Raw genomic sequence first — 12,233 nt, 5'->3', positions numbered from 1 at the left:
CCGGTCAGGTGATGATGCGCAAGGGATGTTCCAGGAGTTCGGTCAACTGTTGGAGGAACCGTGCCGCGGTTGCGCCATCGATCGCGCGGTGGTCGGCGGAGAGGGTGACGCGCAGGATGCTGCGGGTGACCACCTGGGAGTTGTCCAGGCGTAGTTCGTCTTTGGCCGCGCCGACGGCGAGGATGGCGGATTCCGGCGGGTTGATGACGGCGGTGAATTGTTCGATGCCGAACATGCCGAGGTTGGAGATGGTGAAGGTGCCGCCGCTCATTTCGTCGGCGCGCAGTTTGCGGTCGCGGGCGCGTTCGGCTTTGTCGCGGGTTTCGGTGGCGATTTCGGAGACGCTCTTGCGGTCGGCGTCGCGGACGACGGGAACGAGTAGCCCTGCGGGGGTGGCGACGGCGATGCCGAGGTGAATTCCGCGGTGCCGCAGGAGTTTGTCGTCGGCGATGGAGACGTTGACGGCCGGGTCGGTGCGCAGTGCGGTGGCGACCGCTTTGACGAGTAGGTCGTTGACGCTGACCTTGGCCTTGCCCGCTTGCTCGAGGGTGCGATTGATCTCGGCGCGGAAGGCCAGCAGGTCGGTGACGTCGATTGCGCTGGTCAAGTAGATGTGCGGGGCTTGCTGTTTGCTTTCGGTGAGGCGTTTGGCCGAGACCTGCTGGATGGTGCTGAGCGGGATCTCGTCGTAGTCGCCCGCGGCGGTCACCGATGCTACCGGCGGTGCGGCAGGAGTGGATTCGATAGTGCGGTAAGCGGATTCGACATCATTGCGAGTGACCCGTCCGCCGGGGCCGGTGCCGGTTACGGTGGCGAGGTCGATGTCGAGTTCGCGGGCGATCTTGCGGGCCAGTGGTGAGGACTTCTTGTGAGTTCCCGCCTCCGTAGCCGTGGGAACAGTTCCCGATGCGTCGATCGGAGTATTCTGTGTACCAACGCTTCCCGGCGGAGCGGCCGGCTGGTCCTTCGTCGTATCACTCGATGCCGCACCACTTTCGGCAGCAGCGGCGTTGGGTCCGGCAGAGCCGCCCGCCGCGGACCCGGTTCCGTCGCCGATCAGCGCGATCGTGTTGCCGATCGGGACCCGCGAGCCCGGCTCGAACAGAATCTGTTCGAGAATGCCGTCCTCGTAGGCTTCGAGTTCCATCAGCGCTTTGTCGGTTTCGATTTCGGCGAGGATATCGCCGCGGCTGACCTTGTCGCCGACCTGCTTGAGCCAGGCGACGACGACGCCTTCCTCCATGGTGTCGGACAGGCGGGGCATGATGATGTCGGGCATGTGAAGTCCTCTCAGCGGCGTCGGCCGACGGCCGCGAGTGTTTCCGCGGCGGCGGTGTAAAGGGATTCGGCGGACGGCAGCGCGATCTGTTCGAGAGTTTTGGCGTAGGGCAGCGGCACTTCCGCGGCGGCGACTCGCCGGACTGGTGCGTCGAGGTAGTCGAAGGCGCCGTCGGAGATGGAGGCGGCGATTTCCGCGCCGATGCCGTAGGTGAGCCAGTCGTCTTCGGCGACCACGGCGCACCCGGTCTTGCGTACCGAGCTGACAATGGTGTCGCGGTCCAGGGGGCGCAGGCTGCGCAGGTCGATGACCTCGGCCGAGATCCCTTCGGTGGCCAGGCGTTCGGCGACCTGGGTGGCGATCGTCGCCATGCGCGAGTAGCCGATGAGGGTGATATCGGTCCCTGGACGCGTTATCGCTGCCTTGCCGATCGCGGCGGACGGAAGATCCTCGGGCACTTCGCCTTTGGTGTTGTAGAGGGCGAGGTTCTCCAGGAACAGCACCGGGTCGTCGTCCTCGATCGCGGCGCGCAGCAGTGCCCGAGCGTCGGCCGGAGTGCTGGGGGCGACGACCTTCAGGCCGGGCACGAACGCGTAGTACAGCTCGATGTTCTGCGAGTGGGTGGCGCCCAGTTGCTGGCCGCCGCCACCGGGAGTGCGGATGACCATCGGCACGCTGGTCTGTCCACCGAACATGCCGTAGATCTTGGCGGCGTGGTTGACGATCTGGTCCAGTGCCAGCAGCGAGAAGTTGATCGTCATGAGTTCCACGACCGGGCGCAGACCGAGCATCGCGGCGCCGATGGCCGCGCCGACGAATCCCTCTTCGGCGATCGGGGTATCGCGCACTCGTTTCTCGCCGAATTCGGCGAGCAGTCCGGCGGTGATCTTGTAGGAGCCTTCGAAGATGCCGATCTCTTCTCCGATGAGCAGGACGTCGTCATCGCGACGCATCTCCTCGCGCAGGGTTTCGCGCAGCGCTTCGCGATAGGTCATGACAGGCACGGTGGTGTCCTCAGCGGTTGCGGGAAGTGTTTTCAGAACAGCGGATCGGCTGGCAGCCTTCGGGATTCACCGGCCACCGGGGTGGCGTAGGTGTAGTCGAACAGGCTCGTCGGCTCGGGGTGTGGACTGGCGTCGGCGAAGGCCACGGCGGCGTCGACGCCCTCGCGCACCTCGGCTTCGATGGCGGCGACGGTGTCCTCGTCGAGGAAACCGGCGGCGATCAGCTCGCGCTGTAGCTGGGCGACCGGATCGGATTCGCGTGCGGTCGAAACCGCTTCGGCGCTACGGTATTTCGCCGGGTCGACCACCGAATGTCCCTTGAGCCGGTGGCTGACGGCTTCCAGCAGGGCTGGTTTGCCCTCCCGGCGAGCGGCTTCGATCAGTTCGGTGGCGATATCCCGCACGGCGAGTACATCGGTCCCATCGACTCGTTCGCCGCGCATCCGGTATGCGCCGGCTCGCTTGTAGAGGTCGGGTTCGGCAGAGGACTGTTCGACGGTAGTGCCCATGCCGGTCTGGTTGTTGATCACCAGGAACACCACGGGCAGCCGCCACAGTGCCGCGATATTCAGCGATTCGTGGAATGCCCCGATATTGGTTGTGCCATCACCCATTTGGCAGACCACCACATCGTCGCCGCCCCGGTAGTCGATCGCCAGTGCTGCGCCGACGGCCAATGGCAATTGCCCGCCAACGATGCCGTATCCGCCGAGCAGTCGGGTCGCGGTGTCGAACATGTGCATCGAGCCGCCCCACCCCTTGGAGGTGCCGGTGGATCGGCCGTACAGCTCGGCCATTACCCGGCCGGGTTCGATGCCTTTGGCGATCGCGTAGCCGTGTTCGCGATAGTTGGTGAACAGGTAGTCGGTCGGGCGCATCGCCGCGGCGAGTCCGACGACGGTGGCTTCCTCGCCGAGGTTGAGATGGCAGTAGCCGCCGATCTTGGCCTGGGTATAGCCCTGCGCGGTGCGCTCTTCGAAGCGGCGCACGAACAGCATGTCGCGGAAGTAGCCACGCAGGGTGTCGGGATCGGTACCGGCGAACGGCTTGCGCGCCGCGGCCTTCGACGTGGTCTTACGGGGTGCGGTGGTCGTGGTCACGGTGGCTCCTCAGCGTTTGCGTGGCGCGATGTGTACGGGCAGCCCGAGTCCGGCCAGCGCCGCCTCCATGCCGATCTCGCCGAGGGTCGGGTGGGCGTGGATGGTGCCTGCCAGCTCGTCGAGCGTCGCCTCGAGCGAAATCGCCAGCGCGCCTTCGGTGATCAGGTCGCTGGCCGAGGGCCCGATGATGTGCACACCGAGGACTTCCTGATGCTGTTGCCCGGCAACGAGTTTCACGAATCCCTCGGTCTCGCCGAAGGTTTTGGCTCGCCCCAGGGCCGCGAACGGGAAGCGCGCGGTGATCACCTCGTGCCCGGCAGCGCGGGCGGCGGCCTCGGTGAGTCCGACGCTGGCGATCTCCGGATGAGTGAAGGTGGCCGCGGGGATCACCGTGTAATCGATATGCGCCTGATGTCCGGCGATCACGTCGGCGGCGGTGAGGCCTTGATGGGAGGCGACGTGGGCGAGCAGCGCCCGACCGGTGACGTCGCCGATGGCGTAGACGTGTGCGGTACCGGTACGCAACTGCTCGTCGACGGTGATGAATCCGCGGTCGTCGGTGGCGATTGCGGCAATGTCCAAGCCGAGGTCGGCGGTGTTGGGACGCCGACCGACACCGACCAGCACCACGTCGGCATCGAGCTCGCGCGCCTGCGGGCCGTCGACAGTCACACGCAGGGCCTGATTCGACTCTTGTGCAATGGCTTTCACCGTCGACCCGGTGAGCACCGAAATGCCGCGCTTGCTGAAGGAGCGGCCCAGCGCGGTCCCGATATCGGTGTCCTCCGCGGGAACGAGGCGGTCCTGCATTTCGACGATCGTGACCTCGGCGCCGAAAGTGGCGAACAGGCTGGCCCATTCGGCGCCGACCGCGCTGCCGCCGATGATCACCAGCCGCTTCGGCACCTCGGTCAACCCGAATGCGCCGTCGGAGGTGATCACGCCGGGCAGGTCCGCGCCGGGAATCGGCAGACGAGCGGGCACCGAGCCGGTCGCGATGATCACGTCGTGCGCACTGACCTGCCGGATCGGCGTGGTCGGGGCGGCGGCGTAGCGCGGGCCCTGCGGACCGACAGGGGAGGGACCCACCTCGTGCACCTCGACGGTGGTGGGACCGATGAACCGGGCATGGCCCTCGATGACCGTCACGCCGTTTGCCGCCAGCAAACCCGCGACACCGTCGGTGAGTTCGGTGACGATGCCGTCCTTGCGCTGGCGCACAGCGGCGAAGTCGAAGCGCGCATTGTCGGCGTAGACACCGAAATCCGCTGCGGCGCTGACGGTCTGGAAAACCTCCGCGGATCGCAGCATGGCCTTGGTCGGAATGCAGCCCCAGTTCAGGCAGACCCCGCCTGGCCGTTCCTTCTCCACCAGGGCGACCGTCAAGCCGTGCTGGGCCGCGCGGATGGCGGACACATAGCCGCCGGGGCCGCCACCGACCACCAAAAGATCGAAGTCCGGCACTCGTGGTGCTCCTCGTCTCGAACGATTTCGACTCGGCACGGGTATGGCGCGAGTCATCATCGACGAGTCTGGTCACCACCCAGCGCACAGACAATCACTCCGAAGCCCAGGAAATCGGTCTCGAAAATGGGCGCTGAGCCCAATTCCACGCCTGCCTACCGGCACTCTGATTCGCCGAGTCGGAGCGCTGCGAGCGCGAGCGAGAGCTCCAGATAGGAGCGTTGTCCGTCGAGCGGACGACCGAGCAGGGTCGAGACGCGCTGCAACCGGTTGATCACGGTATTGCGGTGGCAATGCAGACGCGGCGCGGCATTGGCGGCCGAGCAGTTCTCCGCGAGCCACACCGCAAGGGTGTGCAGCAGCGAGTCACGCTCTTTGACCGGGAGGGCCAGCACCGGGCCGAGGGTCCGGGTGACCAGCAGTTCGGTCAGATCGGGCGAGCGGACCAGCAGCGCTTCCGGATAGCGCTCGTCCAAGGCGACCAATCCTGTTGCGTCCCAGGGCATTGTCTGCATCGCGACGAGAGCGAGCGCGTGCGCGGTATCGACATCCGCGAGTCCCGCGACAGCGGGGGAGGCGCCGGCCAGTCCACGTATCTGGGGGCGAAGATGAGCCAGCACGCTAGCGCTGTCGTGACGGGCCAGCGACACCAGCCCGATCGTGGCATCCACGCGGTCATGCCATACCGACCGAATCCCCAATGCGCCCAATGCGGTTTCGGTGCCCGCTCGCAGCGGCCGTCCCTCGCCACCACGGACCGCGACCACCAGATAGGCCCCCTGGGCGGGCAAGTTCAGCTCGCGCGCCACCCGTGCGGCGAAGGTCGCATCGTGCGCACGCCCGGCGAGCAGATCCTCGATCAGCGCATGCCTGCGGCGTTCGTCGTGGCGCACCTGTTCGAGTTCGGCATTGCGATACGACGTGACCAATGCCGAGGACAACCCATCGATAACCGTCCACATCGCGGTACCCGCCTCGCGGACCTCCCGCGCGTCGATCGCCTCGGCCTTGTCCAGCAACGCCTCCCACACGATCCCGCCGCCGAGGCGGAACGTGCGCAACATCGCCTCCAACGGCACCGCTTGCGCAGCGCGATGCCTGCCGATCGCCGCGGCCACATCATCGTGTTCGGGATCGGTCGCCGCCCCGCCCAGCAGATCCAATATCCGGGTCAGATATTGCCGGCACCCTTCCCGCAACTCCTTGCGCGGCACCGAGGTGTAATCCGTCCACTCCGGGTTATCGGTGAAAATCGCCGACAGCAACCGCCGGGTCAGCACTGGAATCTCCGCCCGGCAGGCCGCGGCCAACTTCCGTGTACCCGCCGTGGCGACCGGATGCTGGGGTGTAGCCATACCAGTCGACGCTACTCAGTGCCGTTGCGACGTCGATATGCGACACCGTCCCAAGAGATTTCGAGGGGCAGGTGGTTGTACCGTCGGCGAGGCGTTGCAGGTAGGCGGCGGTCGCGTTCGTGCCGGGACGCGGTGAGTTGATCGAAGCATCGCCGTTGCCAGTCGCGGGAGACGGCGAGCAGGTCTCGACCGTTGTCGGCGAGTTTCGGTACCACTCGTCGCCGGTCATGGGCGGAGTCGACGCGAGTGCGGTAACAGCCGCGACGGCATCGCGGATCATGCGGCTGGCCCGGAGTGATACAGGCCGAGCTTGATCGGCGACGGGTCGAGACGGTGACTTCGTCGGAAGTCCGCAGCCCGGCCGTGACGGCTTCGACCTGGATGTGCCTGGACCTTGCGCAGGTCGTGGTCCGGGTTTCCACGGCATCTGTCAGGCCTGGTTGATCCAGCGTCGTTAGCAGAAGCGAACCAACCGGAACAACACTGGTCCACCATCGACGGTCTCACGGTTTCGGGCGGCACTGACATCCATCTCGACCGCTTTTCGCTGGCCGCACCCATGGACCTATTCGGTAACCAGGAATACGCTGAAGTTTGCCAAATATTCTGCGTCCCGATCTATCCCACTCTGGGGCGTTGTGTTTCGGACGTCCGGGCTTCGCTGATGCGTTTGGGTGTCGAGGCGAGCAAGGAGTGAGCTGTGAAAGGTGGAGCAAGAATTGCCATGGGGGTGGGCATCGGTTACGTGCTGGGGCGCACGCGAAAGATGCGATTCGCGTTGGCGCTGGCAGGGGCGGCGATGTCGAGGCGGTCGACGGGAATGCCTGCGGAACTGCTCGAGCGCGGGACGTCGTTGCTCAAATCGTCGCAGGAGCTGACCCAGATCACCGATACCGTCAAGGGTGAGTTGGTGGGCGCTGTGCGCTCCGCCGCAGTCACCGCTGCCAGCAACCGCATCGACGCGCTCAACGCCCGGTTGCAGCAGCGTGCGATACCCGACGCGGAGGAGGACCGAGCCGAGTCGCAGGAGCCGGTTTCGGACGAGGACGAGGACGAGCGGCCCGAGGACGAGTTGGCCGAAGAAGAATCCGCTGAGGAAGAACCGGCCGAGGACGAAGGCGACGAGGACGAGTACGACGAGGACGACTCCGACCGAACCCGAGACGAGTACGACGAGGACTCCGAGCGGACCAGCGCGCGGCCGCGGGCACGCCGGACGCGTACAGCCACGCGTAGGACGGGCTCCCGGACCGCGGACCGTGCGCCCAGGTCCGTCGAGCCTAAGGCACCCTCGGCCCGCCGACGCCGTAGTCGCGTCGATACCGATGAAGCCGACGAAGCGCCGGTGCGACGCACGAGGAGATGAGGCCGATGGCGGCCAAGACACTGCGTGATGCGACGACCGGAGTCGGCAAGAAGGCCGCCGCCTCTGCGGGCCGGGCCACAAAAGCCGCGACTGGGGCCGGATCGACCATTCAGAGGAAGACCCAAAAAGCGGTCCCGACCGGCCCGCTGCAGCAATCGGTGCAGAATCTCACCGCGACCCTGGCCGAACGCGCGGCTTCCGGGCTCTCGGGGAAGGTATCGAATGCCGCCGACCGGCTGAATCAATACGCTGAAGACGGTGGGGGAAATCTACTTTCGGCGATAACGGGAGTGGAAAAACTCAGCCAAGGCGCCTCGCCGCTGCGAGCGACGATGAGTGCGGGCATGGAGAAGCTGAAGCACTCCGTCCGCGACAACTTCGAATCGGTCAAGGAGTCCGTGACCGGGGGCAAGGGCAAGGGTGGCGGCAAGAAGCGCAAACCGACCAATATCGTCGAGCAACTCGATCTCGGCGTTCCGATCGACCTCGCCTACGACCAGTGGACCCAGTTCGCGGACTTTCCGAAGTTCACCAAGAAGATCGAGCAGGTCGAGCAGGAGTCCGACGAGAAACTCACCTGGACCGGCAAGGTGTTCTGGTCCAGGCGGACTTGGAAATCCACGATCCTCGAACAGGTGCCCTTTGAGCGGATCGTCTGGCGTTCCTCAGGTGCCAAGGGCTACATCGACGGCGCGGTGAGCTTCCATGAGATCACACCGGATCTCACCCGCATCCTCGTAGTGCTCGAGTACCAACCCAACGGCGTCTTCGAGAAGACAGCCAATCTGTGGCGCGCGGCCGGTCGCCGATGCCGCCTGGAACTGAAGCAATTCGAGCGGCACGTCATGACCGAGGCTGTGCTGCACCCCGACGACATCGTGGGCTGGCACGGCGAGATCCACGACAGCAAGGTCGTCAAGGACGACGAGACCGCACGGCGCGAGGAACAGGAGAACGCCGAGGCCGAAACTGCGGACGAGGAAGATCGAGACGCCGAGGCCGAAACTGCGGACGACGAAAATCGAGACGAAGAGGAACGCAAAGAGGAGTCCGACGAGTACGACGAAGCCGAGCAAGACGAGGACGAGCAAGACAAGGACGAGCAGACCGCGTCCCCGCCGCCCCGCCGTCGATCGGGTTCGCAGCGCCGCACCACGGCGGCCCGCCGGTCGAGCGAGAGGAGAACACGAACATGACCATCGAACCCGCAGGCGGTGGCGGAACCGGCACGATGGCGCGCCCGAATTCCTCCAGCCTTGCCGACGTGGTGGACACGATTCTGGACAAAGGACTGGTTATCGACGCGTTCGCGCGCGTGTCGTTGGTCGGCATCGAACTGGTGACCGTCGACGCCCGAGTCGTGGTGGCCAGCGTCGACACGTATCTGCGCTTCGCCGAGGCCGTCAACCGGCTCGAAATTTCCACCAGTGAACCCAAGGGCTTGACCGATATCGTCGGCGACGTCACCGAAGGCGCGAGCAAGCACAAGACGAAGGGTGCGCTCGAGGCGGCGGGCGAGAAAGTCAAAAGCTTCCTCGACGACGTCGAGGACAAGCGCCAAACAGCACCCCGGTCTTCACGGCGCAGGGAGGAATGATGGCTACCGCCCACGCCGTATACGTCTACGGCATCGTGCCCGCCGATGTGGAGCCGCAGCCGCATGCCAGTGGTATCGGCGACCCCCCGAGCGATGTCGCGGTGGTGCGGCACGGCGAGATCGCCGCGTTGGTCAGTGACATCGCCACCGATCACCCGCTCGGCGAGCCCGATGACCTTGCCGCGCACGCCAAGCTGCTGGACGAGTCGGCGGCCGTGGTTCCGGTGCTGCCGCTGCGCTTCGGAGCGGTGATGACCGATGAAGAGGCGGTGGAGAACGAGTTGCTCGGCGAACACGAGGACGAGTTCCGCGCCGCGCTGGAGGAACTCGAGGGTCGTGCGCAGTTCGTGATCAAGGGGCGCTACGTCGAGAATGCCGTACTGCGTGAACTCCTCGACGAAAACGCCGAAGTCGCCCGGCTACGCGAAGAGATCCACGACAAACCCGAAGACGCCACCCGCGATGCCCGAATCGCACTGGGCGAAATGATCAATCAGGCGATCGAAGCCAAACGCGCCGAGGACACCCGCAGGGTGATTTCCGAACTCGAGGATTTCGATCCGCTCGTCAACCAGCGCCAGCCCACCCATGAGGAGGACGCGGTCCACGTCGCGGTTCTGCTCGACAGCAGTCGGCAAGGCGATCTGGAGGATGTGTTGCGCCGGCTCGCCGCGGACTGGGACGACCGCGTCGAACTGACTCTGCTCGGACCCATGGCGGCCTATGACTTCGTGATGAAGCAGGCACCCGAGAGCTGACCATGGGTCTGCTGTCATCGATCCTGTCGTTGCCCCTCGCTCCGGTGCGCGGCGTGATCTGGCTGGGCGAACTGATCCAGGACCAGGTTGAGCAGCAGCTACAGGATCCCGCAACAATGCGACGCGAACTCGAGGAGATCGATGCGGCCGCGACAGCCGGTCGCCTGTCCGAAGAAGAGCGGAAACAAGCGCAGCGGGCCGTCCTCGATCGCAGACTCCGGCCGCCAGGCGGCACGGCGGCGCCCAACCGGAAGGAGTGACTCGCGTGGCACGCATGACCACTCCCGAAAACCCCGAGGATGTCGACTCGGTGTCGGACGAACCGCCTCCCATCACCGCGGCGCAGGCCTCGGCCGCGGCAATCGAGATCCTCGTGGAACTTACCTCGAAGCACGTGGAGGGAGTCACCTCCATGGAGCCGATCGAGGACGGATGGCTGGTCGAGATGGAGGTGCTCGAGGATCGCCGTATCCCCGCATCGTCGGACATGCTGGCGCTCTACGAGCTCGAGCTCGATATGGACGGAAACCTGCTGGCCTACCGCAGAACCAGGCGCTACAACCGCGGCAGCACCGATATCGGCGGAAGAGACTGACGATGACGGTGGTCGGAGGCGAGTCGTCCGTACCGCAGCCGTACGGAGGTGGATATCAGTCGACGAATCTCGCCGACATCCTCGAACGGGTGCTCGACAAGGGTTTGGTGATCGCGGGCGACATCCAGGTGAATCTGCTCGACATCGAACTGCTCACGATCAAGCTGCGACTGGTCATCGCGTCCTTGGAGACAGCCAAGGCGGTCGGCATCGACTGGTGGGAGACCGACCCCTGGCTCAACAGCAAAGCCCGCACGCTCGAGCGGCAGGATCACGACCTCGAACTAGAGAACCGGGAACTGCGCGACCGAATCGCCGAACTCGAGGCCGCAGGCAAGCGCCGCCAATCCATCGAACGCCGCCGCGAACCCGAGGAATCGAGGGAGCGTGACTGACGGGGTCGGCGTCTGGCTGTACGCGGTGACTCGCGCCACCGACGCCGCGGCGGGGCTGGACTCGATCACCGGCGTCGCGGGCGAGCCGGTACGCACGTTGGTCTCGGATGCGCTGGCGGCGTTCGTCGGATCGGTGCCCCTCGCAGTATTCGGGGAGCAGGCCCTACGCCGGAACTTGGAGGATCTGGACTGGCTCGCGGCGACGGCACGGGCGCACGATGCCGTCGTGTCGGCATTGGTGCGCCGCGGCCCGACCGTCCCGCTCCGCCTGGCCACGGTCTTTCTCGATGACGACCGCGTGCGCGAGTTGCTCGACGCGAGGCGTGCGGACTTCACCGCAGCGCTGACCCTGGTGACCGGCCGCACCGAGTGGGGAGTGAAGGCCTACACCGACCGCGCCGCCCTTACCGCCGCCGTGGCCGATGCCAGGGCCGCGGGCATGGGGGCCGAAAAGGGCAGGGGCACAGCTTATCTGGCCCGTCGCCGCGCGGAACTGTCCGCACAGGCAACTGTGGAGCGCGACGCGGCACAACGGGCTGAGGAGATCCATGCGAACTTGGTTCGACACTCCGTCGCGGGACGTCGGCAAGCGGCGACGGATCCGGCGCTGAGCGGACGCCGTGACTGGATGGTGCTCAATGGCACCTATCTGGTCGATGACGACCACGCCGATGATTTCGCAGCGATCGTGGACGAACTCGGTAAGGAATTGCCCGGCGTCCGGCTCGAAATCACCGGTCCGTGGCCGCCGTATTCGTTCGCCGGTGTGGACCAGGAGCCGATATGAGACCCGCCGACCAGAGCGTCGACGGCGAGCGCCGGGTCGCGCTCGTCGATCTGTTGGACCGAGTGCTGGCCGACGGGGTCATCATCACCGGCGACATCAGGCTGGCCATCGCGGACGTAGACCTGGTCGCGATCTCGTTGCGAGCCCTCGTGTCATCCGTCAGTACGCTGTCGGCCTTCTCGGTCGAATCCGCGGCGGCGCACCCTGAACTGGAACCGCCCCGCGATGACTGAAATCGGTGGCATTGCACCGCGTATCGATACCAACCCCGAATCCGTCGAGCGCGGGCTCGTCACGCTCGTGCTCACACTGGTGGAATTGCTGCGGCAGCTGATGGAACGGCAGGCCCTGCGGCGCGTGGACGAAGGCGAGCTGACCGAGACCCAGATCGAACGCATCGGCACCACCCTGATGCTGCTCGAACAACGCATGGAGGAACTGCGCGACCATTTCGGCCTCACCCCAGAAGATCTCAACATCGACCTGGGTCCCTTGGGAAAGCTTCTTCCCGACTAGCAGCGTGATGCAATAAT

At 65.7% G+C, this 12,233-nt stretch carries 15 protein-coding genes; 10 read left to right on the top strand and 5 right to left on the bottom strand.

What is annotated here, in order from left to right; translation table 11 throughout:
* Positions 1 to 4 precede the first annotated feature (4 nt).
* The 5 genes from ACFYOW_RS02560 to ACFYOW_RS02540 form a co-directional block, all read right to left on the bottom strand.
* Positions 5 to 1,279 carry a dihydrolipoamide acetyltransferase family protein gene (locus ACFYOW_RS02560; protein WP_387283805.1) on the bottom strand — a complete coding sequence of 425 codons (1,275 nt, stop codon included), beginning with the start codon at positions 1,277 to 1,279 and terminating at the stop codon, positions 5 to 7.
* 11 nt (positions 1,280 to 1,290) lie between these two features.
* The gene (locus ACFYOW_RS02555; RefSeq protein WP_387283803.1) at positions 1,291 to 2,274 is read right to left on the bottom strand and encodes an alpha-ketoacid dehydrogenase subunit beta; all 984 of its coding nucleotides are present in this window, start codon (positions 2,272 to 2,274) and stop codon (positions 1,291 to 1,293) included.
* 41 nt (positions 2,275 to 2,315) lie between these two features.
* Positions 2,316 to 3,383, bottom strand: coding sequence for a pyruvate dehydrogenase (acetyl-transferring) E1 component subunit alpha (gene pdhA, locus ACFYOW_RS02550; RefSeq protein ID WP_387283801.1), 1,068 nt, complete (start codon positions 3,381 to 3,383; stop codon positions 2,316 to 2,318).
* A 9-nt stretch (positions 3,384 to 3,392) separates the two neighbouring features.
* Complete coding sequence (lpdA, locus tag ACFYOW_RS02545) at positions 3,393 to 4,847, bottom strand: dihydrolipoyl dehydrogenase (protein WP_387283800.1); 1,455 nt, start codon at positions 4,845 to 4,847, stop codon at positions 3,393 to 3,395.
* A gap of 155 nt (positions 4,848 to 5,002) precedes the next feature.
* The gene (locus tag ACFYOW_RS02540; protein WP_387283798.1) at positions 5,003 to 6,202 is read right to left on the bottom strand and encodes a PucR family transcriptional regulator; all 1,200 of its coding nucleotides are present in this window, start codon (positions 6,200 to 6,202) and stop codon (positions 5,003 to 5,005) included.
* Positions 6,203 to 6,902: 700 nt separating this feature from the next.
* On the opposite strand from ACFYOW_RS02540, the gene ACFYOW_RS02535 reads away from it, so the two are divergent.
* From ACFYOW_RS02535 to ACFYOW_RS02490, 10 genes are read left to right on the top strand one after another with little or no spacing between them, the layout of a single operon-like run.
* Positions 6,903 to 7,568 (top strand): hypothetical protein, encoded by a 666-nt coding sequence (locus ACFYOW_RS02535; protein ID WP_387283796.1) that lies wholly within the window; start codon positions 6,903 to 6,905, stop codon positions 7,566 to 7,568.
* A gap of 5 nt (positions 7,569 to 7,573) precedes the next feature.
* Entirely contained in the window at positions 7,574 to 8,764 is a 1,191-nt protein-coding gene (locus ACFYOW_RS02530; protein ID WP_387283794.1) for an SRPBCC family protein, read from the top strand.
* Entirely contained in the window at positions 8,761 to 9,165 is a 405-nt protein-coding gene (gvpJ, locus tag ACFYOW_RS02525) for a gas vesicle protein GvpJ (RefSeq protein ID WP_327099535.1), read from the top strand. The genes ACFYOW_RS02530 and gvpJ (ACFYOW_RS02525) overlap by 4 nt, the downstream gene beginning before the upstream one ends.
* Positions 9,165 to 9,923, top strand: a complete 759-nt coding sequence (locus ACFYOW_RS02520) for a GvpL/GvpF family gas vesicle protein (protein WP_387283793.1) — start codon at positions 9,165 to 9,167, stop codon at positions 9,921 to 9,923. Before gvpJ (ACFYOW_RS02525) ends, ACFYOW_RS02520 begins: the two co-directional genes overlap by 1 nt.
* A 2-nt stretch (positions 9,924 to 9,925) precedes the next feature.
* Positions 9,926 to 10,183, top strand: a complete 258-nt coding sequence (locus ACFYOW_RS02515) for a gas vesicle protein GvpG (RefSeq protein ID WP_387283791.1) — start codon at positions 9,926 to 9,928, stop codon at positions 10,181 to 10,183.
* Positions 10,184 to 10,197: 14 nt separating this feature from the next.
* Positions 10,198 to 10,518, top strand: coding sequence for a gas vesicle protein (locus ACFYOW_RS02510; protein WP_387285980.1), 321 nt, complete (start codon positions 10,198 to 10,200; stop codon positions 10,516 to 10,518).
* Between the two features lie 2 nt (positions 10,519 to 10,520).
* Positions 10,521 to 10,913: a gas vesicle protein GvpJ gene (gene gvpJ / locus ACFYOW_RS02505; protein WP_387283789.1), complete on the top strand. Its 393-nt coding sequence runs from the start codon at positions 10,521 to 10,523 to the stop codon at positions 10,911 to 10,913.
* Positions 10,906 to 11,700: a GvpL/GvpF family gas vesicle protein gene (locus tag ACFYOW_RS02500; RefSeq protein WP_387283787.1), complete on the top strand. Its 795-nt coding sequence runs from the start codon at positions 10,906 to 10,908 to the stop codon at positions 11,698 to 11,700. The genes gvpJ (ACFYOW_RS02505) and ACFYOW_RS02500 overlap by 8 nt, the downstream gene beginning before the upstream one ends.
* A complete protein-coding gene (locus ACFYOW_RS02495; protein ID WP_387283785.1) occupies positions 11,697 to 11,933 on the top strand; it encodes a gas vesicle protein in 237 nt (78 codons plus the stop codon). Before ACFYOW_RS02500 ends, ACFYOW_RS02495 begins: the two co-directional genes overlap by 4 nt.
* The gene (locus ACFYOW_RS02490) at positions 11,926 to 12,216 is read left to right on the top strand and encodes a gas vesicle protein K (RefSeq protein WP_387283783.1); all 291 of its coding nucleotides are present in this window, start codon (positions 11,926 to 11,928) and stop codon (positions 12,214 to 12,216) included. Before ACFYOW_RS02495 ends, ACFYOW_RS02490 begins: the two co-directional genes overlap by 8 nt.
* The last annotated feature ends 17 nt before the right edge of the window (positions 12,217 to 12,233 follow it).

The sequence above is a fragment of the Nocardia sp. NPDC006982 genome (assembly GCF_042869435.1).
Taxonomy (GTDB): domain Bacteria; phylum Actinomycetota; class Actinomycetes; order Mycobacteriales; family Mycobacteriaceae; genus Nocardia.
Note: the sequence above shows the minus strand (reverse complement) of the source record. Positions and strands in the feature narration are given on the sequence as shown.